Raw genomic sequence first — 26369 nt, 5'->3', positions numbered from 1 at the left:
CAGTTGCCGTGAGCACCCATCGCCTGGGTGCAGCGGCCTGGGTGGGGAGTCGCCGCCTGCGCTGGTCCTGGCTCGCATCGGGGCCGTAGGCAATGAGTTTCCTGACTGGGTACCAGGGTGTCGGGTTCTGACCGTTGTGGGCGTGAGGAGGTCGTGGATGACGAACACGGTGAGCGGAACGACTGGTACGGCGCACATGCCGTCGGACGTCTCGCCCAAGCTGGGGATGTTCGACCGGTTCGCCGGGGCGGCATCGTCGTTCGCGTCGCGGGCCTGGTTCTTCGCGCTCTGTGTGTTGCTCGTGCTGGTGTGGGCGCCGTCGTACTTCCTGATCGGATCGGTGGACACCTGGCAGCTGATCATCAACACCGCCACCACGATCGTGACGTTCCTGATGGTTGCCCTGCTGCAGAACTCGCAGACCCGCGCGGACGAGGCGGTCCAGGACAAGCTGAACGCGGTCGCGGCGGCGCTCGCACAGTTGATGGACGAGTCCGGAGAGTCGGACAAGCTACGCGGCGCGACCAAGGAGTTGCGCCAGGCGGTCGGTCTCGAGGACAGGGAAAGCTCATGACCGCCGAGGGACCGCTGCCGACGTACCCGCGCCCACGACCCGACTCAGAGGCAGCCGGGGAGCCCGTCGAAGACTCCGGTGCGTAGGGACTTGGTGCGTTCGAAGGCGCCGCCGCGGTCGAGTCGGTGGCCGTCGTCGGAGAAGCTGCTTGCGACGATCGTGGTGAGTGCTTCGTCGAAGTCGCCGGGCGAGAGTTGGGAGCTGGGCAGGTCGCCCTGGGCCAGGTAGGCGACGTCGCCGCCCTGTCGGCCACCCGGTCGATACTGTGAGACCACGGCGATGAGGGCGACCAGAGCGGCCACGACCACCGGGAGAACGAGGCCGCCCGCGCCTTGCTCGCGCGGCGTCGTCCGGGGACTCACCACGGCACGGGGAGCACGCGTCGGCATCGCGGGTGTCCTGTCAGCCGTTGCCCGGCGGAAGCGGCCTCGGATTCAAAGCCGGACCGGGACCCACTCCACGTACCCACAGGCGAAGCGCTCCGAACCGCTGCCGGTGTCCCGTACCGAACCGGTGCTGTCAGCACTTCGGACCCTCGGGTACGACGACGTCGAGCACGCCCAGCGACGGAGGCGGAAAGCCGACGCTGCAGCAGGGTCGTCCGATGTTCTACCACTGAGTTTTTCAGGCCCCCGGAGTGGGAACCGCCCGATGATGCCGAACCGTTTGGTGTGGGCGCCGGACGCAGTGGCCGAACTGGACGCCGCCCTGCTCAGCGACGGGCCTGACGACGTCGACTGGCTGGTCCGGATGCTGGAGAACAGGCCGCCGCCGACCGGGTGGAGCAGGACGGATCAGGATGAGGTCCTGGTGCTCTATGGCCGGGAACTGCACGCTGTCTATCAACTCATCGGAGCGGGCACGACGATCGAGGTCCTCGAGGTACGCCGGTACGAATAGCCCCAGGGGGAAGCGGACCGCCCCGGGTCCGTCCCCGCTGCGACCGGGGACGCCATTCCCCTCGCCGTGCCGGTGATCCCGGTGCGGCACGGGGCTCGTTTTCCGATTGGTTTCGGGGGTACCCGGGCGGCATGGACATGACCAGACTTGGCCCGGTGTATCAGTCCGAAGGTCCCTGCGCGACTGTCCTGATGGACGTGAGTCGTGACAGCGAGTCCGGCGCCCACGAGCATGAGCTCAGAGTGCGAGGTGCGGGAGAGGACCTTGCCCGCACAGGCGCGCCGGACGGTGTCGTCGGCCTCATCACCGACCGGCTCGCCGAGCGGGTGGAGACGCCGGCTCCGGTGACCCGGACCGTGGTGGCGAACGACTCGGGTGTGCTGTTCGACGAAGTCAGCCATCAGCGGGTGGATCAGTCGGTGGTGACCTGGGCTCCGCTGCCCGACCTGGCCCACTGGGTACGGCTGGCTGAGCGCAACGTGCGCTTCGTGCTGGCGCTGGTGGATCACGAAGGTGGTCAGGTGGCGGTCTACAACTCGGATGTCCCAGAGCCTGAGACCGAGACGTCCGCTGGTGGAGACACCTATCACGTCCACAAGGTTCCGGTCGGCGGATGGTCGTACTTGCGGTACCAGCACGAGACCGAGAACGTGTGGAAGCGCAACGCGGAGGCGGTCGTGGAGGCCGTCGAGTCCGAGATCCACCACGGCGTGCGACTTGTCCTGGTCGCCGGTGATCCGCGGTCCACGGCGCAGGTGCTGGAAGGCTTGGAGAAGTCGAAGGCGACCGTGGTCCACCTGGAGTCAGGTGGTCGGGCCGAGGACGGTGGCGACGAGGCGCAGCAGCACGCGATCCGCGAGGCCCTGATGGAGCACGTCGTTGCTCGCCGGCTGGAACTCGTACACCGGTTGAAGGACCGGCTCGGACAAGGCTTTGCCGTGGCTACCGGCGTCCGGGATGTCGCGGACGCGTTCGTGAGCGGTCAGGTGGAGACTCTGCTGCTCGATCCCGACGCCTCGGCCGGCTTGCAGCTCGTGCTGCGGGATCACCCCGGCCTGGACCTGGGCGCAGTACCGGATGAGGAGCCTCTGAGAGCTGATCAGGCCCTGCTCGCGGCGGCCGTGCGTACGGACGCCGAAGTCAGCATGCTTCCCCGGGCCGCGCTCGGCGGCGCCCCGGTTGCGGCGTTGCTGCGCTGGGACAGCCAAGGCGGCACGCAGAGCACTGCCTGATGGCGATGAGGTTGCCGATCACGAGATCGGCGAGCATGCCGAGGTCGAGCGCATGCTCAAGGAGTCGAGGCCACCGATCCGAAGTTCGATGACCTGGTCGGGAGGGTGCTGGCCGAGGTCCGCCACCATCTGCACGAGGAGGAGCAGCAGGTGCTGCCCCGACTCCAGGACGCCTGCAGCGCCGAGGAGTTGCAAGAGCTCGGCCGGATGGTGGTCCGGGCAAAGGACTCAGCGCCGACGCGGCCGCATCCGTCGGCGCCCGACAAGCCGCCGGCGAACCTGATTCTCGGACCCGGGGTGGGCATGATCGACAAACTCCGGGACGCGTTCTCCGGCCGGAACCGCGACTAGCGCGAACTGCCGGAAGCCGGCCCTTAACTCTGTAGTCAGGTACGGGGTTCACCATGGGAGCATGCGCGCCCCACGGCCCGATCCGTCGCCGTCGTTCACCGTCGATCGCCGTACCCTGTCCTGCCTCTGCACGCACGCCCATGCCACGCCCTCCAAGTTCGTTCCTCTACTTCGCCAGCGTGCGCGCCGTACCCAGGTACAGGGTCAATACCTCGTGGGTCAGCGGTCCGGGGTGAGTTGGACGCTGCGGAGCAGTTGGGCGTTGAGGGCGACCACGATCGTGGAGGCCGACATCAGTACGGCGCCGATGGCAGGGCTGAGCGTGATCCCGGCCCAGGCCAGGACGCCGGCGGCGAGCGGGATCGCGATCACGTTGTAGCCGGCGGCCCAGGCGAGGTTCTGGATCATCTTGCGGTACGACGCCTTGGACAGCCGGATCACGCCCGTCACGCCACGTGGGTCGGACGAGGCGAGCACGACTCCGGCGGACTCGATCGCGACGTCGGTGCCGGCGCCGATCGCGATGCCCACATCGGCGCGGGCGAGGGCCGGTGCGTCGTTGACGCCGTCACCCACCATCGCCACGGTCAGGCCACGGGACTGCAGTTCGCTGACCGCCTTGTCCTTGTCGGCGGGCAGTACCTCGGCGAACACCTCGTCCACACCCTCGCGGAACCCGAGGTCCGCCGCGACCGCCCGCGCGACGGGTTCGGCGTCGCCGGTGATCATCACGATCTTGCCGACACCTACGGCACGCAGTTGCTCGATGGCTTGGCGGGCTTCGGGGCGTACTTCGTCTTCCAACGCGACAGCGCCGGTGGCCACTGACCTCGAGTCGTTGAGCCGCAGGAGGTACAGCACCGCGGCACCGCGGTTCGACCATTCCTCGGCCCGGTCCCGCAGGTGGCTCGGAACCGTGGCGTCGAGTTCACGCAGTAGTGCTGGTCCGCCGACGGCGTACTTCACGTCCTCGACGACCGCCTGTACGCCTCGTCCGGTGAGGGACTTGAACTCGCTGGCCTTCGCGCGTCCGCCGCGCTGGTCGGCGGCGTTGACGATCGCCCGGGCGAGTGGGTGTTCGCTGTCGGCCTCGACGGCTCCGGCGATCCGGAGTACCTGCTCCTCGTCGATGCCGTCGCCGGCAACTCCGGTCACGACGTGTTCGCCCTTGGTCAGGGTGCCGGTCTTGTCGAACAGCACGGCCTGCACGGTCCGCATCCGCTCCAGCGCCAGCCGGTCCTTGACCAGGATGCCCGCCTTCGCCGAGACCGCGGTCGACAGCGCGATGACCAGCGGGATCGCGAGGCCGAGGGCGTGCGGGCAGGCGATGACGAGGACGGTGACGGTCCGTACGACGGATTCGTCGAGGTTGCCGAGCGCCCACCAGACGAGGAACGTGATCAGCGCGGCGGCGGTCGCGATGTAGAACAGCATCGCCGCGAACCGGTCGGCCAGCACCTGGGCGCGTCCGCTCGATTGCTGTGCCTCGGCGACCAGTCGCTGGATGCCGGCCAGGGCGGTGTCCTCGCCGACAGCGTCGACCCGGACGCGGATCGCGGAGTCGGTCGCCACCGTGCCGGCCACGACGCGGTCGCCGACGGCACGCGAGACCGGGCGGGATTCGCCGGTGATCATCGACTCGTCCAGTTCGGCCGAGCCGTCGACGATCTCGCCGTCCGCAGGCACCCGCGCGCCGGATCGGACCAGTACGACGTCGCCGAGGCGAAGGTCGGCGATGGAGACGGTCTCGACCCCGTCGTCGGTGACCCGGTCGGCGTCGTCCGGCAGCAGTGCCGCGAGAGCCGCGAGCGCGCCCTGGGCCTGGCCGATCGCCTTCATCTCCTGCCAGTGGCCGAGCAGCATGATCGTGACCAGGGCGGCGAGCTCCCACCAGAAGTCGAGGTCGAAGGTGCCGAGGCTGGTCGCGAGCGAGGCGACGTACGCGACGGTGATCGCCATCGAGATCAGCAGCATCATGCCGGGTGCCCGGTCGCGGGCCTCGCGGACGCCGCCGACCAGGAACGGCCAGCCGCCGTAGAAGAGGACGAAGGTGCCGAGGAGGGGACCGACCCAGTCGATGCCGGGGAAGTCGAGCGTGTACCCGAACCAGTCCATCACCATGTGGCTGGTGGCGACGATCGGCAGCGTGAGCAGCAGGCTGAGCCAGAACTTCTGCCGGAACATCTCCGGATCGTGCCCGGCGTGCTTGTCATGACCACCGTGACCAGCGTGGTCACCGTGGGCAGCGTGACGACCGTGGGCGGTGTGAGCACCGTGGCGGGCGTGGTTTTCCGCGTGGGCGTGGTCGGCCGCCGCCGGGGCGTGATCGGCGTGTTGGGAGTGGACGGCCTGGTCTGTGTGGCCGCTTTGAGCCGGCGGGTGGGCGGCGCCAGGGTGCTGGTGATCCTGGCCGTCGTGGTTGGCCTTCACCATGATGTGTCCTCTCAGCGTGCAGTGGAGCGGTGACACCACTCCGGAACAATATACCCCATGGGGGTATTCCATACAGATGGAACTGGGGTGCGGGATCGCCGACTGGCGCCCGGGCGGGACGTCGGCCTGCCTCGGGCGCCTGTCAACCGGCTGGGATCGTCAGCTGGTGGGCAGCTGGCCGAGCAGGCGTTTCATGGTGGCGATCTCGCGGTTCTGGTCGGTCTCGATCTTCTTGGCCAGCGCGATCGCGGCAGGGTCCTTGCCGGCCGTCTGCTCGGTCTTGGCCATGGTGACCGCGCCCTGATGATGCTTGATCATCATCAGGACCCACATCCGGTCGAACATGCTGCCCTTCTGCTTGCCGAGCTCGGACAGCTCGTCCTCGGTCATCATGCCGGGCATCTCGTCGTGCCCTCCGTGGTCGCCGTGTTCCGGGCTGGGGACCGGCTTGCCCCACTGGGTCAGCCAGCCGGTCATCAGCTTGATCTCGGGGTCCTGTGCGGCCTTGATCGCCGCCCCGAGCTGTTTCACCTCGGGGGTGGTCGCCTGGTAGCCCGCCATACTCGCCATCTGCACCGCCTGTTGGTGATGCGGAATCATCTGGGTCGCGAAGGCGACGTCGGCGTCGTTGAATGCACCCGCCTGGGCGGTGGCGCTGCTCGGGGTCGCGGACGGGGTGGCGTGGTTCATGCCGGGCATGGCGCCCTCGTCGTCGCCGCAGCCCGCGAGGACGACGGTTGACAGCAGGATCAGGGCCGCCGGGGCAGCAGATTTCCAGGTGTGGTGTCGCATAGGTACGCGTCCTTGTCGCTTGAGATGTTCTACGCCGCACGCCCCGAAGGACGCGCTGAAGGTGGCCGTTCGCCCGGCTGTGGGCAGACTTCGGCCTAGGTCCGTAGAACGCAGAGTTTCGACAAGGTCGGCTGGGCCCAGGGTGGCCACTGGTCCGCGACGATGGGCTGCGGCTCGCGGCTCAGACGTACGACGGGGTGCGCTGCCCGGAGGCTTCGCCACGCGAGCGCCCCGAGGATCACCAAGGCGAGGGCGGTGAGCATCGCCAGACACGCCTCACCCATCCCATGACCATGCCCACCCGAAGCAGCCCCCACCGTGACACCGCCGGGCGCAGCCTCCGTCGGTTGTGCGGTGGGCATTTGATGAGCCGCGTGTGACGGAGGCTGCGCCGCCGGCCGGTCGTCGTACGACGGCATGGCCCCTGCGCGATGTGCATGGTGAGTCAAGACTGCCGCGGCGTCATGGTTCCCGGTGAGGCCGTGCATCGCAAAGACCCCAGCCAACAGCCACACGGTGACAACGGCCTTGATCAGGCCGGACCGTACGCTGGCGTCCTTGCTCATCATCGATCCCACCTTAATCAGTCCTCCGTCGGATGTTAGGCAACCCGGTCGGCAGCAGCGGTCTCCGAGTCCGGCTGAGGCGCGGCGGACCGGCTCCGTACCGTGACCGCGGCCAGGACCGCACCGACTGCTGCGATCACCGCGGCTCCGATGAAGGCTGCCGAGTATCCATCGGTGAGCGCGGCGGCGTCGCCGAGCAGGTCGGCGCCGTTCGCGGCGGCCACCGCTGTCATCGCGGCCAGGCCGAGCGCGGAGCCGATCTGGTAACTGGTGTTCACGATCCCGGATGCCAGACCGCCCTCCTCGGGCCGGGCCGACGACAGCGCGATGCCGAGGCTGGGGATGAAGGCCAGGGACATCCCGGCCGCCGCGATCAAGGAGGCGGGCAGTACGTCGATCCAGAAGGAGCCGTCGGACCGGATCAAGGACAACCCGGCCAGGCCCACGGTGAGGATCGCCATGCCGCCGACCAGGGTCTTCTTCGGGCCGGCCGCGGCGATCAGCTTCGGAGCGACCACGATCATGCCGAGCATGATGAAGGTTGTCATCGGCAACAGTGCCGAGCCGCTGGGGAACGCGCTCAGTCCCAGTACTTGCTGCAGATACAGGTTGAGGAAGAACCACATCGGCACCCACGCCGCGCCGAGGAGCAACTGGGCCACGTTCGCCGCGGCCAGATTCGGCGCTGTGAAGATCCCGAGCCGCATCAACGGCTCCCGCCGCTTCGCCTGCACCGCGACGAACACACTCAGCAGCACCACCGCGGCCGCACCGACCGAGAGCGTCGAACCCGCGGACCACCCGACCTCCGGCGCACGGACGATCGCGTAGACACCGGCACCGAGACCCACGGTCACGGTCAGCGCACCGAGCAGGTCGACCGAGCCCCGACGTACGGCGGACTGCGGCATCAGCACGGGTGTGGCGACCAGGGCGAGCAGCGCGATCGGCACGTTGAGGAAGAAGACCCACGGCCACGACAGGTACTCGGTGATCACGCCACCGAGGAACACTCCCGCCGTCCCGCCGGCTGGTGCGGCCGCGCCGTACAGAGCGATCGCCTTGGTCAGCTCCCGCGGATCCGCGCCGAACAACATCATCAGCAGTGTCAACGCGGCCGGCGCGATCAACGCCGCACCAACGCCCTGGACCGCGCGACCCGCCAGTTCCGCACCGACACCGGTCGCAAAGCCGGCGACCACCGACCCGACCAGCAGTACAGCCCAGCCGGCCGCAAAGACCCGGCGAGCGCCGAGCAGGTCCGACAGCCGGCCACCCAGCAGCAACAGGCCGCCGAACGCGACGACGTACGCATTGAACACCCACGACAGGTTGCCCGGACTGAACCCGAGCTCGGCCTGCATCTTCGGCAGCGCCACACCGATGATCGAGGTGTCCATGATCACCATGAACTGCGCCGCGGCGATCACGCCGAGCGCCCACCAGCGTCGCGAGGACGCCGGGGAATCCGTCTGTCTCATTTCGTACTCCTTACCCGTAGGGGGTATCGGTTGATGTCGAGACGATACCCTAGGGGGGTACCCTACGAATTTCAAGAGGGCCGGAGGATCTTGTTGCCGGAGGTAGGCTGCGGCGGAGTCAGGAAGGAAGTGGTGAGCGTGGCCGGACAGGCGCAGCACGGTTACATCGAGGACAAGGAGGCCTACCTGCGGAGGCTCCGTCGCATCGAGGGGCAGTCCCGCGGACTGCAGCGCATGGTCGAGGAGGAGAAGTACTGCATCGACATCCTCACCCAGATCTCGGCCATGACGAAGGCACTGGAATCCGTCGCCCTCGGCCTGCTCGACGACCACCTCGCACACTGCGTCGTCGACGCCGCGGCCGCCGGCGGCCCCGAAGCCGATCGCAAGCTCAAGGAAGCCTCGGAAGCGATCGCCCGCCTGGTCCGCTCCTGACCATCAGCCCGGGCGAGGACTAGCCGAGATCGCGGCGGTATCCGTGAACGACCCGGTACGCCGTCTGTAGTGTCTGGAGCTGTGATCACTTCCGTGGACCTGGGTACGGCGGCAGGGTGGAGTCCATGAGTCGCGCTCGCACGTTGCCCGTGTCTGCCGATGCGGTCGTCATCGGCGGCGGGATCATGGGTGTCAGCACCGCGTATCACCTCGCCACCGCGGGCAGGAGTGTCGTCCTGCTCGAGAAGGGGGCGCTCGGGCAGGGATCGACCTGCTACGCCGCCGGCGGTGTTCGCGGTTTCTTCTCCGACGAGGTCAACATCCAGCTCGGCCTGCGCAGCCTCGAGGTTTTCGAGCGCTTCGGCGATCTCTTCGACACCGAGATCGACCTGCACCAGACGGGCTATCTGTTCCTCGTCGACAACGAGCATGACCTGGCCGTGTTCGAACGCAACGTGGCGTTGCACACCGCCGCCGGCGGCGACAGCCGGATGGTCTCGGCGGCCGACGCGAAGCGCCTTTCCCCGCTGATCGACAGCACCGGCGTTCTCGGCGCTGCCTGGTCGCCGCGAGACGGGCACTGTACGCCGGAGGCAGTGGTCCAGGGGTATGCGAAGGCGGCTCGCGCGGCCGGCGCGATTCTGCTCACCAACTGCCCGGCCACCGGGATCGAGACCGGCGGCGGCCGGATCGTCGGGGTCTCGACTGAAGCCGGCTCGATCCGAACCGACCAGGTGGTCTGCACGGCCGGTGCGTGGTCGGCCCAGGTCGGAAGCTGGGTCGGCGTGGACCTTCCGGTGGTCCCGCTGCGCCGCCAGATCGCGATCACCGAGCCGATCCCGGGTCTCGACCCGAAGACGCCGTTCACGATCGACTTCTCCACCTCGCTGTACTTCCACCCGGAGGGCGAAGGCCTCCTGCTCGGCTGCCCGGAGGACATCGACTCCTGGAGTTTCGACACCACCCGGGACCCTGCCTGGCTGACCACCCTGGCCGAGGCCAGCGAGCGCCGGGTCCCTTCGCTGAGGGAGGTGGGGATCATCAGCGGCTGGGCCGGGCTGTACGAGATGACCCCGGACCACAACGCCGTCATCGGCCGGTCGCGAACCGTGCCGGGTTTCGTCTACGCGTGCGGGTTCTCCGGCCACGGCTTCCTGATGGGGCCCGCGATCGGGGAGGTGCTGCGCGATCTCTGCCTCGATCGCGAGCCGGTCGTCGACGTCAGCTCGCTCGACGCCGTGCGGTTCAGCGAAGCAGGTGCCCGTCCCGAGCTCAACGTCGTCTGACCACAAGGAGCTGATCCCGACCATGTCGCGTACCGACATTCCCACCGCCGAGATCCTCGGCGCCCAGGCGCTGGCCGCCGCCAGAGCTTGCGGCGTCGACGCCGCCACCATCGCCGGCGAGCGGGCGCACCGTTCACCGATCAACGGGGGCGACCTCGGTGGCGCGCGCTGGGACGAAGCGGACTCCGTCGATGACGTCGTCGCCCGCGCCAACGCCGCGTTCCGCGAGTGGCGAAAGGTCCCGGCTCCGGCGCGGGGCGCAGTGATCAAGCGGTTCGGTGAGCTGCTCACCGAGCACAAGACGGAGCTGGCCACTCTCGTCAGCGCCGAGGTCGGCAAGATCACCTCCGAGGCCCTCGGCGAGGTGCAGGAGATGATCGACATCTGCGACTTCGCGGTCGGACTCTCGCGTCAGCTCTACGGTCGCACCACCGTCTCCGAGCGCCCCGGCCACCGGTTGATGGAGACGTGGCACCCGCTCGGTGTGGTCGGCGTGATCAGCGCGTTCAACTTCCCGGTCGCGGTGTGGTCGTGGAACACGGCCATCGCCTTGGTGTGCGGCGACACGGTGGTCTGGAAGCCTTCGGAGCAGGCGCCGCTGTGCGCGTGGGCATCCGCGGCGTTGCTCGACCGCGCGCTGGCTGAGTGCCAGGCGCCGGCCGACGTGTCCCAGGTCGTCGTCGGCGGGCCGGAGATCGGCGAGGCCCTGGTGGATCACCCCGGTGTCGCCCTGGTCAGTGCGACCGGCTCCAGCCGGATGGGGAAAGCGGTCGGTCCCCGGGTCGCGAACCGGTTCGGGCGGTCGCTGCTCGAACTCGGTGGCAACAACGCGGCCATTGTCGCCCCGTCGGCCGACCTGGACCTTGCCTTGCGGGGGATCGTGTTCTCCGCTGCCGGGACTGCCGGACAGCGCTGTACGACGATGCGCCGCGTCATCGCGCACACCTCGGTGGCGCAGCAACTGACCGAGCGCCTGGTCGAGACGTACGCCCGGCTTCCGATCGGCAACCCGATGGCCGCCGGCACCCTGGTCGGGCCCCTCATCCACGGCAAGGCGTACGACGCGATGACCGCGGCGATCTCGCAAGCCGGCGCCGAGGGCGGTAAGACGGTCGCCGGTGGCGGCCGCGTCCTCGGCGACGCCGCGCCGGATGCCTTCTACGTCGAGCCTGCGATCGTCACCATGCCCGGCCAGACCGGCATCGTGCGCACCGAGACGTTCGCCCCGCTGCTCTACGTCATGACGTACGACGACCTCGCCGAAGCGATCGCACTCAACAACGACGTCCCGCAGGGCCTGTCCTCGTCGATCTTCACCCGCGATCAGGCCGAGGCCGAGCTCTTCGTCTCGGCCGAGGGATCCGACTGCGGCATCGTCAACGTGAACATCGGCACCTCGGGCGCCGAGATCGGCGGCGCTTTCGGCGGTGAGAAGGAGACCGGCGGCGGGCGCGAGTCCGGCTCGGACGCCTGGCGCGCGTACATGCGTCGTGCGACGAACACCATCAACTATTCCGGTGAGCTCCCGCTCGCCCAAGGGGTGGACTTCCCGGTGTGATGCCGATGAGCCAGGACGCGACGGAGCTCGCCGCCGAGCTGAGGTCACGGGGAATCAGCGGGGCCGACGACTCCGCGCTGGCGCGAGCGATGTACGCCGGTGACGCGAGCCTCTACCGCGTTGTCCCGTTGGTCGTGGTCCGGCCGCAGCGGATGGAGGAGCTGCTCGCCGTCCACGCGGCCGCCCGGGAGCTCCGCGTCCCGGTCACGATGCGCGGCGCCGGTACGTCGATCGCCGGCAACGCGGTCGGCCCCGGCATCGTCGTCGACACCCGGCGTCTTCAACGGATCGTTGCCATCGACCCCGAAGCGCGGACCGCGACCGTCGAGCCCGGCGTCGTGCACGCCGATTTGCAGCGGGCGGCGGCGCCGTACGGGCTCCGTTTCGGGCCCGACCCGTCCACCCACACCCGGTGCACGATCGGCGGGATGATCGGCAACAACGCCTGCGGTTCGCGGGCGCTCGGCTACGGGCGGACGGCCGACAACGTCGAGGCCCTGACGGTCTTGTTCGGCAACGGGGAGACCGCGTCGGCCGGAGCCGATGCGGGCTCGACGGCCGAGCGGCTGCGGGGACTGGCAACCGGCAACCTCGCCCACCTGAGGACCGAGTTCGGCCGCTTCGGGCGCCAGGTGAGCGGCTACAGCCTGGAGCACCTGCTGCCGGAGAACGGCGGCCGGGTCGATCGCTTCCTCGTGGGCAGTGAGGGCACGCTCGCGACCGTGCTCGAGGCGACCGTGCGACTGGTGCCGGACGAACCCGGGCGGCTCCTGCTGGTGCTCGGCTACCCCACGATGGCCGATGCCGCTGACGCCGTACCCACTCTGCTCACCGCCGCCCCCGGCCGCCTGATCGCCTGCGAGGGCATGGACGCGCGGATCGTCGATCTCGTCCGCAGCAAGGGAAATCCGGTCCCGGCCCTGCCCAAGGGAGCAGGCTGGATCTTCACCGAAGTCGCCGGCGCGGATGCGCCTGACCTGACCGACCGGATCGCGTCGGTCTCCGGCGCCCTCGGGACGCGCCTGGTCACCGATGCGGGCGAGGCGGCCGCGCTGTGGCGGATCCGTGAGGACGGCGCCGGGCTCGCGGGCGTGAGCCTGCCGACACCCGCCCACTCCGGCTGGGAGGACGCGGCGGTACCACCCGAGCACCTCGGCGCCTGGCTACGCGACTTCGAGGAGATCCTCGGCTCGTACGGCTTCCACGGTTTTCCGTACGGCCACTTCGGCGACGGCTGCGTGCACTGCCGGATCGACTTCCCGTTCGAGGCCGGCCGGCCGGTGAGTGCCTCGAGCTTCCGCGAGTTCATGATCGAGTGCGCCACCAGGCTGAAGAGGTACGGCGGATCGCTGTCCGGCGAGCACGGCGACGGCCGGGTCCGTTCCGAGCTGCTCCCGATGATGTACGACGAGATCTCGATCGGCCTGTTCGCACAGGTGAAGCGGATCTGTGACCCGGACAACCTGCTCAATCCGGGCATCATCGTCGAGCCGGCCTCGATCACGGACGAACTGCGACCCGTGCGACCGCGCGCAACGCTCGAACGTCCGGGGCTGCGGCTGATCCACGACGGCGGCGACCTCGGTGCCGCGGTCCACCGCTGCACAGGTGTGGGCCGTTGCGTCGCGCCGACGACGACGGGCGTGATGTGCCCGTCGTACCTGGCGACCCGCGAGGAGAAGGACTCGACCCGCGGCCGTGCCCGCGTGCTGCAGGAAGCCCTGGACGGGTCCCTTGTCGACGGCCTCGATCACGAGGCGGTCCACGAGGCGCTCGACTTGTGCCTTGCCTGTAAGGGGTGTTCCTCCGATTGCCCGGCAGGCGTCGACCTGGCGACGTACAAGTCCGAGGCGCTCTACCAGCGGTACGACGGCCCGGGGTCGACGGAGCGGCGTCCACGCTCGCATTACCTCCTGGGCCGGCTCCCGAAGTGGGCTCGTCTCGTAGCGCCGGTGGCTGGCATCGCCAACCTTTCCCTGCGGATCGGCCCGATCGCGAGGCTGGCCAAGAAGACCGCGGGGATCGACCAGCGGCGGTCGATTCCACCCTTCGCCAGACGGACGCTGAGGCGCTCGGCTCGGCGTATGGGCGACACGCCTGACGTGTGGGTGTGGGCCGACTCCTTCACTGACCATTTCTTCCCGGGTTCGGGGTCGGCGGCGATCCGCTACCTCGAGGCCAGTGGACTGACGGCGCGAGTCATGCCCGAACATGCCTGTTGCGGCCTGACCTGGATCACCACCGGCCAGCTCGATCAGGCGCGCCGGATCATGGACCGTACCGTGAAGACGCTGGCGCCCTACGTGGCTTCGGGTGTGCCGGTCATCGGGCTGGAGCCGTCCTGCCTCGCGACGTTGCGCAGCGACTCCCTCGAGCTCACCGACGCGCCGGAGGCGAAGACCGTTGCCGACGGGATGCTGACGTTTGCGGAGCTGGTGACCAGGTTCGACCTGCCGTTGCCCGATCTGAGCGGCGTCGAGGTGGTCGCCCAGCCACACTGCCACCAGACTGCCGTGCTCGGGTGGACCGCGGATCAAGCACTCCTCGCGAAAGCTGGTGCGACGGTGACCAAGGTGGCCGGCTGCTGCGGGCTTGCCGGCAACTTCGGTGTCGAGGCCGGCCACTACGAGGTGTCCGTCGCCATCGCCGAGACGCACCTGCTCCCCGCCGTACGAGCGCACCCCGACGCCGTCGTACTCGCGGACGGCATGTCGTGCCGAGTCCAGCTCGACGACCTCGCGCACGTCCCGACGATGCACCTGGCCGAGCTGCTTGTGGCGCACAAAGTCACGAAATAGCAGGGCTATGGACGGGAGAGAGGTGTACACGTACATTCAAGGTGCAGTCGTGTGGCTGCTGCGGGGGGAAGGTAAGGACCGGCGGGACAGGCGTGTGGGGCGTCGTGTCTACGCCTGGCGGGTGTGCCCCTCTCTGTGTCATGGGGGAATGGGGAACACAAGATGGCAAGGTTGCGAAGGGTCGCCGTACTGGCGGCTTTGCTTGTGCCGCTCGGGGGGATCGCGCCGGCAACGGCGTCGGCGGCCGAGCCTGGGCAGAGTGCCGAGCTGGAGAAGAGCGTTGTTGCCCTGCACATCAAAACGGTGGCCAACGTCCGGTATCCCACCGATGGTGGGGGCGAGGATCTCGTCAAGGAGCCGATGACGGTCGAGGGGGCGTGTTCAGGCTTCCTCGTGAGCGCCACCGGTGACATCGTCACCGCGGGCCATTGCGTTGATCCGCAGGAGATTCGTCGCGACATCCTCATCGAGGCGCTCATCTACATGGAGAAGACCAAGGCGATCAACAGCGCGAAGCAGTGGCTGGAGTACGCGCTCAAGAACTGGGACGTCGAAGGTACCAGCAAGGGCAGCAAGCCCGAGACGCGTGTCCGTGTCACCCAGCCGGAGTCGGTCGGTGGCCCGGTGAAGTTCAACCACAACGCCCAGATCCTCGACTACAAGTCCTTCAACGACGGCGATGTCGCGCTGTTGCGGGTGTCTGGCATCTCCGGTGCACTGCCGTTGCCGATCGCGGTGCAGGACCCGGCGGTCGGCACGAAGCTCGTGTCGATCGGGTTCCCGGCGGCGGTGGGCCGTGTGATCGACGAGAACCAGCGGGCCAGCTTCAAGACCGGCACCGCCAGTTCGCAGCAGACCTCGCCCAAGGGTGTGCCGCAGACCGAGGTCAACTCCGACCTCAGCGGCGGTATGTCTGGTGGTCCGACCGTCGACGACGACGGAAACGTGCTCGGTGTGAACAGTTTCCTGCTGCGCAATCAGCAGAACTTCAACTTCATCACCGACACCACCGACCTCGGCGCGTTCGTGCGACAGCACGGCGTCAGCCCCGTCGCGCCCAGATCGGCTCCCAAAGCCCCGGGTGAATCCACCGGTGACGGCGCGGTGCCGACGCCGGCGTCCGACTCCGGCGGCGGCTTCCCGTGGTGGATCCTCGCAGTCGTCGTCGCGGTGTTGCTCGTGGCGGCAGGTGGCGGATTCGTCTGGTACCGGCGCAACCAGCGAAGGCCCATCCCGGCCGAGCAGCCGGTGACCCCGGCCTTCGTCGGTACGGCGATGCCGCAGTACGGGCCACAGGTCCGGCCGCCGAACGACCCACCGGGCTGCGATCACCGCAACAACCCGCCGGGCGTCCGCTTCTGCAACACCTGCGGCGCACCACTGTCCTGAACCGGACGCTGGGTCCTCTTACAGAGAACGGTTGGCCTGCTGGGGGCAGGCCAACGGTTTGCTTGGTTGCGCCACGGATGGCATCGCGCCAACCGTTAGTGGCGGGAGCCTTGGCGAGAGTGATCAGCTGGCGGGGGTCAGCGCGTTGGTCAGAAGGGTGGCGAGGGCTTCCAGTTGGAAGTCGGCGGAGGACGAGATCTCCTCGTCGGAACCGTCCAGGGCTCGGGCGGCCAGGCCGGCTTTGCTGTCGATGAGGTCGGCGATGCGGGTGTCGATGGTCTGGGCGGCGATGATGCGCCAGGCGGTGACCGGGTCGGACTGGCCGATGCGGTGGACCCGGTCGATAGCTTGTTCCTGCTCGGCGTTGGTCCAGGAGAGCTCGGCGAGGACGACGTTCGACGCGACCTGGAGGTTGAGTCCCACGCCGGCGGTGAGCAGCGAGCACACCGCGATCGAGACGTCGGGGTCGTTGACGAAGGCATCGATGTTCTTCTGCCGCGTCGTCCGGGACTGGTCGCCGCGGATCGAGGCGTACTGGATCCCGCGCTCGGTGAACAGGTTCTCGGCCGCGTCCAGGACCTCGATGTGCCGGGCGAAGAAGACCACCTTGCCGACGTTGTGGGCCAGCTGGGCCGCGTAGTCGGCGGCCATCCCGGCCTTCGCGGCGCCGATCCGGCGGACCAGGTTGAAGATGTTGTCGGCGGACTTCGTCTTGGCCGATTCGGCCCGCTCCCACTCGGCGACCCGGCGGACCAGGTCGTGGTCGATGCCCTCGACGGTGTCTTCCGGGTCTCGCGCGGCGAGTACGGCGTGATAGCGAGCCACCAGGCGGTCGGCGAGCTCGCGTTCGGCGGCGCGGATCGAGCGGCCGGCGGCGTCGTCGAGCTCGACCGGCAGGTCGGCGACCCGGCGGGCAGGGATGTCGGCGGCCACGTCGACCTTGCGGCGCCGGACGATGCCCAGGTCGATCACACTCGCCCGGGCGGCGGCGTAGAACCCGGGGTCGGCCGGGGTCAGGCCGGACTCCTCCAGCGACTCGGTCAGCTCGGCGCCCGGGCTCTTGTCGTTGATCCAGCCGAGGAACTGCCAGATCGCCGCGAAGTCCTCGATGTCGTTGATCAGCGGCGTGCCGGTGAGGGCCATCAGCAGCGGGCGGGAGGTGCGGGACCGGATCCGCTCGGACAGGCGCAGCACGTTCTGCGAGCGCTGGGACTTCTTGTTCTTGATGAAGTGCGCCTCGTCCACCACCATGCCGCGGAAGCCGAGGTCGCCGAGCCAGCCGACATGCCGGTCGAGCACCTCGTAGTTGACGATGACGATGTCGGCGAACCCGTCGATCGTGTTCCCGTCGCCCTGGATCACGGTGGGTTTGCGCCGCGGTGTCCAGATCCCGGCCTCGCGGGCCCAGTTGGTCTTCACCACGTTCGGTACGACGACCAGCAATGGGTAGGCGTCCGCGGCCTGCGCGGCGAGCAGCGCCTGAGCGGTCTTGCCCAGGCCCGGCTCGTCGGCCAGCAGGAAGGTCCGATGGCCGGCCATGACGGCGGCGATCAGCCGCGCTTGGTGTGGCATCAGGTCGACGGCGGCCGCCGTACGCAGGGAGGCCGGGGCGGGCAGGGTCTTGCTGGCCGAGGCGGTGGCGTACTCGAACGATTTGAACAGGGGGCCGAGCAGTTCCCAGCCGGCCAACCGCTGCGGACGCACCTGCCGGGGGGCGGGGGCGGAGAAGTCGGGGGTGAGGAACGGGTTCGCGAGCTGCCGGGAGACGACCGACTGCGGCACGACCTGGCGAGCTGCCGGGGAGGTCGTGGGGGGCGGCTCAGGTCGTTTCGGCTCCTCGGCCGGCGCCTCCACGCCGGCGGCCAGCATCATCTCGCGCTTGAGCGAGGCGGCCGCGGGGGAGACGACGGCGTCCTCGGCGAGCAGGCCGAGCAGCGTGGTGTCGCGTGCGGCGGTCTTGGCGAGGATCGTCGCGATGCCGTCGAGGCGCCGAAGTTGCTTGGTGCGGTCGGCCTCGGTGGCGGTCTGGTCCGCGTTCACGCGGGCGCGCTCCTCGCGCACCAGCAGGGCGATGATCTGGAACTTCGTCCGGATCGACTGCTGGACGGTGCCGCGCTGGACGGCCGCCTCGACCTCCCGCACCGCGCGGGCGAGGACGGGCATGATCCCCTCGGCATCGCGGACACGACGCCGGTGGGGGGCAGAGTTGCGCGTAGCGCCGGACTGGCGCTGGCCTCGTCGGGCCAAGAAATCCTCCTCTGACTGCCGCGGCATCGTTTGCCGCGGCGGAACGCATCACCGCACGCCCGCAGGCCTCGACCCGATGCCGGGTGTCCGGGTCGGTGACCGGCACGCGATCCCGGTCCCAGCGCTTCGACCGACGCTGAGGTCCGACGCGACCGTGTGGATCGACGGCCGTGAGCGGCGTCGCAGGCGCACCCTCGCCGGGGCAATCGGCGTGGTGAAGGTTTGCCGACGTTCGGTGCTACCTCAATCGTAACCGCAGTCCGCGATCACGCCAGACCGTGGGCCTGCCGGATCGCTCTCAGAGGTGGGCCGGCGGAGAGGATTCAGGGCATCGGAGCGTCGAGGAAGGTCCGGACGACGTCGCGGACGAGGTCGGTGCGGGCCAGGCCGAAGAAGTGGGTGGTGCCGGGAAAAACCGCGAGCTGCGATGCCGGTACACCGACGAAGTCGCCGTTCACGTCCCCGCCGCGCAGCTGGAGGAACCGTACGGCGTGCTCCAGCTTCACGGCGTCACAGTCGCCCACGGTGATCAGGGTCGGCGCGGCGATCCCGCGGATGTCGTCGTCGGACCAGCCGGTCGCCCCACGGTCGTAACCACCGAGCTTGTCGAGCAGGATCTGCAGGTGCTCGTGGTCCGGGTGCGGCGACTTCGCGAGGTACTCCGCCTCCATCGGCGTACCGGCGATCATCTCGACCTTCATCTCGCCGACCGCGTCGGCGTTCTCGGAGCGGTCGCCGTCGGGATGGAACGACACCGACGAGATGATCGCCTTGCGGATCAGCTCCGGGTGCTTGATGGTCAGGTACAGCGCCACCGCGCCGCCGACGCTGAAGCCGAAGACATCGACCTGGGGTACGTCGAGGTGCTTCAGCAGGTCGACGACGTCCGAGGCCAGGTCGGCGGTGCCCAGCGGACGGTCGATGTCGTTGGTCCGGCCGTGCCCCTGGAAATCGGCGGAGATCACCTGGCGGTCGGCGGCCAGGCTCGGGAGCAGTTGCCCGAACTGCAGGTCGATGTTGAACAGACCGCCGTGCAGCAACAGCAGCGGCGTGCCACCTGACCCGTGGATCTCGTAGTACATCTGCAGCCCGTTGACGGGCGCATACCCGGTCTGCGGCGCGGTCGCTTGCTCTGACACAGAACCCTCCCTTGGTCGACCGCCCTCACCCTAACCGCTCACCGGACCGTCTCTCCTGGTCACAACCAGGCGGCCGTACCTGTCTTGGTATCAAGAGACCGAGGAGAACGGAGACTGCAGGTGGTCGATCGTGAGGACGGTGGCGATGCGGCCGAGACATTGGCGGAGGTGCTCGACCGGCATGCGCACGCCGTACGCCGGTTCGCGGCGGCGTGGGAGTCGGGGGATCCAGCGGCCCTGGAGGCAGTCCTGGCGGCTGATGCGGTCGTCGTGAGCGATGGGGGCGGCAAGGTGCGCGCGACGGTTCGCCCGATCCACGGCGCCCGCGAGGCGGCCCGTTTCGTCGCGGCTCTCCCGGTCGGCTTGCCCGGCGCGGAGTTCGCCGTCGAGCCGGTGAACGGTCGCGCCGGCGTGGTCCTGCGTCGGGGCGGCCGGGCCGTGGCCGTGGTCAGCCTCAGCGTGGCCGAAGCCGAGGTGACGGCCGTCTGGATCGTGCTGAACCCCGACAAACTCCGAACCTGGCACCGCACCCCGTCGCCCGGCCGCGAGAACGTCGAGTGATCCTTTTGAGCCCCGGGGTGGGGTGTGGAAACTCGGATGCTTTTGTCGGTGGGGGTGGTTACGGTCGGTTGAGTGCTGACTCTGCTCCGGTACGCGTTCCGAGTCTCACCTGGTAGCACCACTGTGACGATGGGCCTCGCCGTACTCGGTTCGGTGCTGGGTATGGCGGTCACGCTGTTGACCGGTCAGGTCGTCGGAGCTGTTCCAGGTGTGATCGACGCTGCCCCGGGAGCGATGTCGGTCGGCGGATTCGGCTGGCTGCTCGCGGCGCTGCTGGCGGTGTTCGTCCTGCAGAGCCTCACGCCGTCGATTCACCAGGTGGCGTCGGCGATCATGGACGCGGCGGTCGTTCGCACGATCGGAGCCGACATCACCGAGCCGTTGCTGCGCCCGCGCCGGGTGGCGCATCTCGAGGACACCGACGTACTCGACATGCACGAGCGGGCGAAGGGCAAAGGCGGTTTCCATCTGGCCGAGGGGTTGGGGAATCTGCCCTGGCTGCTCGCCAGCCGGGTGACGCTGCTCGGCTCGGCGGTCATCGTCGGGGTGATGTTCTCCTGGCCCGTCGCCGCGATGCTGGTCGCGGTGACCTTGCTGCTGGAGTGGTACGGCGGCCGCCTGATCGCGCGCGAGATCGACGTGTGGTGGGGCAACACCGAGGAGCAGCGGCGGGCCAACTACCTGTTCGACCTAGGGATGCGCGACGCGCCCAAGGAACTGCGCGTCTTCGGGCTGCACGGCTGGCTGGTGGATCGCTATGTCCGGGAGTGGACGTCGGGCTTCCGCCCGGTCTGGCAGCGCCGCCGCCGGAACGTGAAGTGGTCTGTCCTGACCGGCGGCCTGCACCTGGCCGCGAACGGGTTCGCGATCCTGCTGGCCGGCCGCGCCGCGCTGGCCGGCAACCTGCCGCTGACCGAGGTCGCGACCACAGTGCCGGCCATCCTGTCCATCGGCGTGTCGATGAACGGGTACGGCGTCGTCCAGGTGAAGCGCGGGTTGTCGGCGTACCGGGCGATGCAGGAGTTGCCCGGGACGATCGCCGAGCGGCACGCGGAGCCGGTCGCGACCACCCGGCATCGCGTCGAGACGATGCCCGCTCGTGAGGTGCGGTTCGAGAACGTGAGCTTCCGCTACCTGGGCTCCGACGTCGATGTGCTCCGCAACCTCGATCTCACCATCCGCGCGCACGAGGCGCTCGCGCTGGTCGGTGTGAACGGTGCCGGCAAGTCCACGCTGGTGAAGCTGCTCGGCGGCGCCTACCGACCGACCGAGGGCCGGATCACCGTCGACGGCGTGGACCTCGCGGAGCTCGACCTGGCCGCCTGGCAGCGGCGCATCGCCGCGATCGTGCAGGACTTCCTGCGCTTTCCGCTGTCGGTGACCGACAACGTCGTGTTCGGTGCGGTCGAGCGCGCCGGTGACGAGGTCGCGCTGGCCAAGGTCGCCCGGGAGTCGGGGATCGACGAGGTCGTCCGCGGCCTGCCGGCCGGGTGGGACACGGTGCTCGACAAGACCTTCGACGGCGGTGTCGACCTGTCCGGCGGTGAGTGGCAACGGATCGCGCTGGCGCGGGCGCTGTTCGCCGTCCACGCCGGGGCGGGTGTGCTCGTGCTCGACGAGCCCGCGGCCGCGCTGGACGTGCGCGCCGAGGCGGAGCTGGTCGAGCGCTACCTCGAGCTGACCTCGGGGGTCGCGTCGCTGATCATCTCCCACCGGTTCTCGGTGGTCCGCAACGCCGATCGCATCTGCGTGCTCGCCGATGGGCGGATCGTGGAGGACGGCACCCACGAGCAACTGCTCGACCGGGGCGGGATGTACGCAGGAATGTTCCGCCTGCAAGCCGAGCGGTACGTGGTGTCCGACGCGGGGGAGAGCGAGGCCCTCGATGCGTAGTCTGCGGATCGCCTGGCTGTGGCTGGCCACCTCGTTCCGGGCCGCGCCGTTGCTGATGGCGATCTCGACGGTGCTCGTCGCGGGGCGGGCGGTCGCGGCGCCGGCCCAGACGTACGGCGTCAGCCGGCTCGTCGAGGGGATCGCGGCGGACCGGTCGAGCACGATCGCGCTGGGCATCGGCATCATCATCGGCGGTCTGGCCATCGCGTTCGTCGCCGACGTGGTGGGCTGGCCGCTGCAGGACACCGCCCAGGAACGGATGGCTGGCCGCGTGCACGCCGACCTGCTGGACGTGACGACGGGGATCCCCGGATTGACGCATCACGAGCGGCCCGACATCGCCGACCGGCTGGAGCTGGTCCGCGAGCGCGCTTGGCGGATGGGCGTCGGTGCCGAGGTGCTGCTGTGGGGGTTCGGGACGGTTGCCAACACGGTGACCGTGCTCGGGTTGCTCGGGTCCGTGCATCCGCTGCTGCTGTTGCTGCCGCTCCTCGGTGCGGCTCGGATCTGGTCGGCGTACCTGAGCAGCTCGCGGTCGCACAAAGCCTATGAGGACTCGCTGCCGCAGGAGCGGCTCGTCGACAAGCTGTTCGAGGTGTCGAAGGACGCGCGAACCGGGCTCGAGGTGCGGGTGTTCGGGCTGGGGAAGGTGCTGCTGGACAGGATCTACGCGTTGCAGACCGAGCGGTACCGGCGTCGGGTCGCGGCGGCGCGGTGGGGTGGCAAGGTCGACGGTTCGGTGCGCCTGGCGTTCGGTCTCGCGTACGCCGCGGCCATCGTCTGGGTGATCGCGCGAGCGCGCAACGGGCAGCAGACCGCCGGAGACGTGGTGCTCGTGCTGTTGCTGGGGCCGCAGGTCGATCAGATGACCGGTGGGATCGCCCGCAACGTCTACTGGGTCGGCGAGGTGGTGCGCAGTTTCAGCCGGTACGACTGGTTGCGCGAGTACGCGAAGGACAACTCGTGGCGGGGGAGTGTCGCCTCGGCGCCGGCGCGGCTCACCGCCGGGATCGAGCTGCGAAACGTCGGATTCTCCTACCCTGGCACGGATTCCGCCGTACTCAGTGGGGTCGACCTGGTCTTGCCCGCGGGATCGGCCGTCGCGTTGGTCGGCGAGAACGGTGCCGGCAAGACGACTTTGGTCAAGCTGCTCGCGCGGATGTACGACCCGACCACCGGGCAGATCCTGGTCGACGGCGTGGACCTGGCGACGATCTCGCCGGACTCCTGGCGGTCGCAGCTGTCGGCGGGTTTCCAGGATTTCGTCAAGTTCGAGTGGACGGCTCGGGAGGTGGTGGCGGTCGGCGACGTACGACGGGAGTCCGACGAGGCGGCGGTGCTTGCCGCGATCTCGCGGGGTGACGCGGATTCCGTGGTCGCCGGACTGCCGCGCGGACTGGACACCCAGCTGGGCAAGAAGTTCACCGACGGCGTCGAGCTGTCCGGCGGGCAGTGGCAGCGCCTCGCGCTGGCCCGCGCGTTCATGCGCGAACGACCACTGCTGCTGCTTCTCGACGAGCCTACCGCGGCACTGGATCCGGAGGCAGAGCACCGGTTGTACGAGCAGTACGCCGTGGCCGCCCGGATCGCCGCGGCTGAGACCGGAGGTGTCACGGTGCTGGTCTCGCACCGCTTCTCGACCGTGCGGATGGCCGACCTGATCGTGGTGATGCATGACGGGCGGGTGGAGGAGGTCGGCAGTCACGAGGAGCTCCTCGCGGCGGGCGGTCGTTATGCCGAGCTCTTCGAGTTGCAGGCACGGGCTTACCGCTGATGTTTTAGGTTGGGGTCGTGGCGAAGCGATGGGTCTGGGTGGCGGTCGGAGCCGTGGCGGTGGGTGCGGTGGCTGCGCAGTGCAGCGACGACGAGCCGGGTACGACGAGTGCGCCGACGGTGAAGCCTTCCGCGACAACCACGCCTTCTGAGCGGCCCACGTCTCCGACCGCGAGTACGCCGAAGCCTTGGTACGAGGACTACGACCCGGCGCAGTTCGCCGTACAGGTGCGGAAGTACGCCGCCCAGGCCGGGATCCGGCCGCAGTTGCTGATGGCAATCTTGTACAACGAGTCGTACAAGCCGCACGACCCGGAGCTGGAGCGGTCGTGGGCGGAGATCGACTCCGATCCCGCGTTCGGCATCGCGAACATGCACCGGCCGGCGTTCGACGACACCAAGCAGGGCCGGCCGTTCGCCAACCGCAAGTGGGAGGAGCTGCCCGACGACCCGGCGCTGGCCATCCAGGCTGCCGCCTGGCACCTGCACGACCTGGCGCGACGTCTGCCCACCAAACGCTCCACCCAGCTGAGCAAGGACGAATTGCTTGCCTTGGGCTACAACGCGGGCGGGGGCAACATGCGCGCGTTCGCCCGCGGCGTCAAGCCCGGCCCACAAGCCCAGTCCTACCTCGACCGCCTCCGGGACAACTGGGACAAGTCCGCGGAGGCGGTCCGGACATGAACCACATGCACCTCGAGAACCCGCGTTTGTCCACATCGCCGAGACCGGCAGCCGCCTGCCGTTCCTGGCGTTCGTTCGAGCGGCTCGACCAGAGCGGAGCTGACAGTGAACCCTGAGCCATTGCGGATCGGTATTGCCGGGATCGCGATCGAGTCGAGTACGTTCTCGCCGCATCGCAGTACGATCGACGACTTCCGGGTGACGCGGGGCGCGGAGCTGCTGGCGCGATACGCCTTCCTGACGCCGGGGTCGGAGCTGACAGAGGGCGTGGAGTGGGTGCCACTGCTGCACGCGGTCGCAGTGCCCGGTGGGCCCGTCACGGAGGAGACGTACGAGCAACTGGCGGGGGAGATCTTCGAGCTGCTCCGTACGGCGGGATCGCTGGACGGGGTGTTCATCGACTTCCACGGGGCGATGAGTGTGCTCGGCCGGACCGACATCGAGGCCGAGTTCGTCGCGGGAATCCGCGAGCTCGTCGGGCCCACGACATTGCTGTCGGCATCGATGGATCTGCACGGCAACGTCTCGCGCGCACTGGCGGAGACGCTCGACCTGGTCACCTGCTACCGGAAGGCCCCGCACACCGACGCGTGGGACACCAGGGAACGCGCCGCGCGCAACCTGGTGGCCCGGTTGCGTTCCGGCGGCCGTCCGCGCAAGGCGTGGGTGCAGGTGCCGGTGCTCCTGCCCGGGGAAAAGACGAGCACGCGGATCGACCCGGCCAAGCGGATCTACGCGATGGTCGACGAGGTCGAGGCGATGGACGGCGTGCTGGATGCGGCGATCTGGGTCGGCTACGCGTGGGCGGACGAGCCGCGCTGCCAGGCCGCGGTCGTGGTCACCGGTGACGACGCCGGCGTCATCACGCAGCAGGCGAAGCGGCTGGCCGACGCCTATTGGGACGCGCACGACAAGTTCGAGTTCGTCGCGCCGACCGGGACGCTGGCGGAGTGCGTGGACCGGGCAGTTTCGAGCACCGCGCGGCCTTTCTTCATCAGTGACTCCGGTGACAACCCGACCGCGGGCGGCGCCGGCGACACGTCCTGGACCCTCGACGCTCTGCTGCGCATGCCGGCGATCACCGAGTCCGGACTGACCACGATCTACGCTGCCATCGTCGACCCCGAGGTGACCGCGACCGCGATTCGCGCCGGCGTGGGTGCCACGGTCAGCGTCAAACTCGGCGGCAAGATCGACGCGGGCCCCTGCGGCCCGGTCTCCTTGACCGCTCAGGTGGCCGCCATCGATTCGTCCGGCGCAGCCGTCGTACTAGCGACAGGTGGCCTCCAGGTCATCGTCACCACCCGCCGCAAGCCCTACCACTTGGAGTCCGACTTCACCGACCTCGGCCTCGCTCCTCGCGACGCCGACCTGGTTGTCGTCAAGATCGGCTACTTGGAACCCGAGCTCTACGCCATGGCCGCCGACTGGCTGCTGGCCCTCACTCCAGGCGGCGTCAACCAAGACCTCCTCAGCCTCGGCCACCGCCACATCGCCCGCCCTATGTACCCGTTCGATCCCGACATGCCCACCCCAATCCTCACTCCTGAAATCCTCTGACTTCTGACAGGTTCGACGGCGGCCTGTAGGCGTTACGCTGGCGGTTGCACGGTCTGCGGCGTGACCACTTCTGGGGAGAACACGGCATGACGGGGGAGCGATGAACCAGTCCGAGCAGGAGCCGAGCTGGCCGGACTACGTCGACGTGACGATCGTGGAGTTCGCGAGCCACACGGCGTACCTCGATCCGCGGACCGGGACCGGTTACCTGGTGACACCCGATCCGGAGCGCGACATCCCGGCACCGGACGACCCGTTCGTCGGCGGCCTGTCCCTGCACACGGCGGACTGGCGGCGCGCGCTGAGCCATCTGGAAGAGGATGGCTGGCAGCTCCTGTACGACGACGAGGGCAAGGTGGAGCGAGCCGGACGCACCACCGACGGTCGCACGGTGGTTTGCCTGTTCGCCCCGCCGGCCGCCGATCAACCGAGCCTGGAAACCCTCCGCCGCGCCCTGATCGCTCTCGACCTGGCCGCCGAAGTCGACCCCAGCACCCGGCACTCCGACTGAGTCACAGCGCCAGCGGCTCGGGCGCCTCCCGATGGTGCGGCCACACCGGCGAGCGCGGTCCGAACCATGCATCGAGTACGGCGTCGTCCCCGACCGCCCCGAAGGGCGCCGGCCCACGTTCCAGCATCCGGAGCAGCGCAAGCAGGCGCTGCGTCGTCTCGCACGTCATCGGGCCTCCGACAGGCCGGGTCCAACCATCTCGGCGC

Annotated in this window: 24 protein-coding genes; 16 read left to right on the top strand and 8 right to left on the bottom strand. The window is 69.1% G+C overall.

Annotation, left to right across the window (positions count from 1 at the left end):
* The first annotated feature begins 157 nt into the window (after positions 1-157).
* Positions 158-574 (top strand): low affinity iron permease family protein, encoded by a 417-nt coding sequence (locus AB0F43_RS25860; protein ID WP_360481837.1) that lies wholly within the window; start codon positions 158-160, stop codon positions 572-574.
* A 44-nt stretch (positions 575-618) separates the two neighbouring features.
* On the opposite strand, the gene AB0F43_RS25855 is transcribed toward AB0F43_RS25860, so the two are convergent.
* Positions 619-963 carry a hypothetical protein gene (locus AB0F43_RS25855; RefSeq protein WP_360481834.1) on the bottom strand — a complete coding sequence of 115 codons (345 nt, stop codon included), beginning with the start codon at positions 961-963 and terminating at the stop codon, positions 619-621.
* Positions 964-1225: 262 nt separating this feature from the next.
* On the opposite strand from AB0F43_RS25855, the gene AB0F43_RS25850 reads away from it, so the two are divergent.
* The 3 genes from AB0F43_RS25850 (at position 1226) to AB0F43_RS25840 (ending at position 3057) form a co-directional block, all read left to right on the top strand.
* Complete coding sequence (locus AB0F43_RS25850; protein WP_360481831.1) at positions 1226-1474, top strand: hypothetical protein; 249 nt, start codon at positions 1226-1228, stop codon at positions 1472-1474.
* Positions 1475-1671: 197 nt separating this feature from the next.
* Positions 1672-2706: a Vms1/Ankzf1 family peptidyl-tRNA hydrolase gene (locus tag AB0F43_RS25845; protein WP_360481828.1), complete on the top strand. Its 1035-nt coding sequence runs from the start codon at positions 1672-1674 to the stop codon at positions 2704-2706.
* A gap of 105 nt (positions 2707-2811) precedes the next feature.
* Positions 2812-3057, top strand: coding sequence for a hypothetical protein (locus AB0F43_RS25840; protein ID WP_360481825.1), 246 nt, complete (start codon positions 2812-2814; stop codon positions 3055-3057).
* Positions 3058-3276: 219 nt separating this feature from the next.
* Here AB0F43_RS25840 and AB0F43_RS25835 read toward each other — a convergent pair whose 3' ends face one another.
* A complete protein-coding gene (locus AB0F43_RS25835; protein WP_360481822.1) occupies positions 3277-5241 on the bottom strand; it encodes a heavy metal translocating P-type ATPase in 1965 nt (654 codons plus the stop codon).
* Between the two features lie 27 nt (positions 5242-5268).
* Between AB0F43_RS25835 and AB0F43_RS25830 the strand changes: the two genes are divergently transcribed.
* On the top strand, positions 5269-5523 hold the full coding sequence (locus AB0F43_RS25830) for a hypothetical protein (protein WP_360481819.1): 255 nt from the start codon (positions 5269-5271) through the stop codon (positions 5521-5523).
* A 126-nt stretch (positions 5524-5649) separates the two neighbouring features.
* Here AB0F43_RS25830 and AB0F43_RS25825 read toward each other — a convergent pair whose 3' ends face one another.
* The 3 genes from AB0F43_RS25825 to AB0F43_RS25815 all read right to left on the bottom strand — a co-directional run bounded on the left by AB0F43_RS25825 (position 5650) and on the right by AB0F43_RS25815 (position 8329).
* Positions 5650-6282: a DUF305 domain-containing protein gene (locus tag AB0F43_RS25825; protein ID WP_360481816.1), complete on the bottom strand. Its 633-nt coding sequence runs from the start codon at positions 6280-6282 to the stop codon at positions 5650-5652.
* A 95-nt stretch (positions 6283-6377) separates the two neighbouring features.
* A complete protein-coding gene (locus AB0F43_RS25820; protein ID WP_360481813.1) occupies positions 6378-6566 on the bottom strand; it encodes a hypothetical protein in 189 nt (62 codons plus the stop codon).
* Between the two features lie 317 nt (positions 6567-6883).
* On the bottom strand, positions 6884-8329 hold the full coding sequence (locus AB0F43_RS25815) for an MFS transporter (protein WP_360481810.1): 1446 nt from the start codon (positions 8327-8329) through the stop codon (positions 6884-6886).
* Positions 8330-8461: 132 nt separating this feature from the next.
* On the opposite strand from AB0F43_RS25815, the gene AB0F43_RS25810 reads away from it, so the two are divergent.
* The 5 genes from AB0F43_RS25810 (at position 8462) to AB0F43_RS25790 (ending at position 15795) form a co-directional block, all read left to right on the top strand.
* Positions 8462-8764 (top strand): metal-sensitive transcriptional regulator, encoded by a 303-nt coding sequence (locus AB0F43_RS25810; RefSeq protein ID WP_360481807.1) that lies wholly within the window; start codon positions 8462-8464, stop codon positions 8762-8764.
* Positions 8765-8889: 125 nt separating this feature from the next.
* Positions 8890-10050 carry an FAD-binding oxidoreductase gene (locus AB0F43_RS25805; RefSeq protein WP_360481804.1) on the top strand — a complete coding sequence of 387 codons (1161 nt, stop codon included), beginning with the start codon at positions 8890-8892 and terminating at the stop codon, positions 10048-10050.
* A gap of 22 nt (positions 10051-10072) precedes the next feature.
* The gene (locus tag AB0F43_RS25800; protein WP_360481801.1) at positions 10073-11608 is read left to right on the top strand and encodes an aldehyde dehydrogenase family protein; all 1536 of its coding nucleotides are present in this window, start codon (positions 10073-10075) and stop codon (positions 11606-11608) included.
* Between the two features lie 5 nt (positions 11609-11613).
* Positions 11614-14406: an FAD-binding and (Fe-S)-binding domain-containing protein gene (locus tag AB0F43_RS25795; RefSeq protein ID WP_360481798.1), complete on the top strand. Its 2793-nt coding sequence runs from the start codon at positions 11614-11616 to the stop codon at positions 14404-14406.
* Positions 14407-14568: 162 nt separating this feature from the next.
* Positions 14569-15795, top strand: coding sequence for a trypsin-like peptidase domain-containing protein (locus tag AB0F43_RS25790; protein ID WP_360481795.1), 1227 nt, complete (start codon positions 14569-14571; stop codon positions 15793-15795).
* Between the two features lie 123 nt (positions 15796-15918).
* Here the strand turns inward: AB0F43_RS25790 and AB0F43_RS25785 are convergent, their stop codons facing one another.
* Positions 15919-17958: a DEAD/DEAH box helicase gene (locus AB0F43_RS25785; RefSeq protein ID WP_360481792.1), complete on the bottom strand. Its 2040-nt coding sequence runs from the start codon at positions 17956-17958 to the stop codon at positions 15919-15921.
* Between the two features lie 407 nt (positions 17959-18365).
* Positions 18366-19181, bottom strand: coding sequence for an alpha/beta hydrolase (locus AB0F43_RS25780; protein ID WP_360481789.1), 816 nt, complete (start codon positions 19179-19181; stop codon positions 18366-18368).
* 120 nt (positions 19182-19301) lie between these two features.
* On the opposite strand from AB0F43_RS25780, the gene AB0F43_RS25775 reads away from it, so the two are divergent.
* The 6 genes from AB0F43_RS25775 to AB0F43_RS25750 all read left to right on the top strand — a co-directional run bounded on the left by AB0F43_RS25775 (position 19302) and on the right by AB0F43_RS25750 (position 26163).
* Positions 19302-19742 (top strand): nuclear transport factor 2 family protein, encoded by a 441-nt coding sequence (locus tag AB0F43_RS25775; protein ID WP_360481786.1) that lies wholly within the window; start codon positions 19302-19304, stop codon positions 19740-19742.
* A 72-nt stretch (positions 19743-19814) separates the two neighbouring features.
* Positions 19815-21635, top strand: a complete 1821-nt coding sequence (locus tag AB0F43_RS25770) for an ABC transporter ATP-binding protein (protein ID WP_360481783.1) — start codon at positions 19815-19817, stop codon at positions 21633-21635.
* Entirely contained in the window at positions 21628-23409 is a 1782-nt protein-coding gene (locus AB0F43_RS25765; RefSeq protein WP_360481780.1) for an ABC transporter ATP-binding protein, read from the top strand. Before AB0F43_RS25770 ends, AB0F43_RS25765 begins: the two co-directional genes overlap by 8 nt.
* A gap of 17 nt (positions 23410-23426) precedes the next feature.
* A complete protein-coding gene (locus AB0F43_RS25760; RefSeq protein WP_360481776.1) occupies positions 23427-24092 on the top strand; it encodes a transglycosylase SLT domain-containing protein in 666 nt (221 codons plus the stop codon).
* A gap of 105 nt (positions 24093-24197) precedes the next feature.
* Positions 24198-25652: a M81 family metallopeptidase gene (locus tag AB0F43_RS25755; protein WP_360481773.1), complete on the top strand. Its 1455-nt coding sequence runs from the start codon at positions 24198-24200 to the stop codon at positions 25650-25652.
* Positions 25653-25752: 100 nt separating this feature from the next.
* Positions 25753-26163: a hypothetical protein gene (locus AB0F43_RS25750; protein WP_360481770.1), complete on the top strand. Its 411-nt coding sequence runs from the start codon at positions 25753-25755 to the stop codon at positions 26161-26163.
* A gap of 1 nt (position 26164) precedes the next feature.
* On the opposite strand, the gene AB0F43_RS25745 is transcribed toward AB0F43_RS25750, so the two are convergent.
* Positions 26165-26332, bottom strand: a complete 168-nt coding sequence (locus AB0F43_RS25745) for a hypothetical protein (RefSeq protein ID WP_360481767.1) — start codon at positions 26330-26332, stop codon at positions 26165-26167.
* Between the last annotated feature and the right edge of the window lie 37 nt (positions 26333-26369).

This window comes from Kribbella sp. NPDC023972, assembly GCF_040639075.1.
In the GTDB taxonomy this organism is placed as follows: Bacteria; Actinomycetota; Actinomycetes; order Propionibacteriales; family Kribbellaceae; genus Kribbella.
This window is presented reverse-complemented; position numbering and strand designations above follow the sequence as displayed.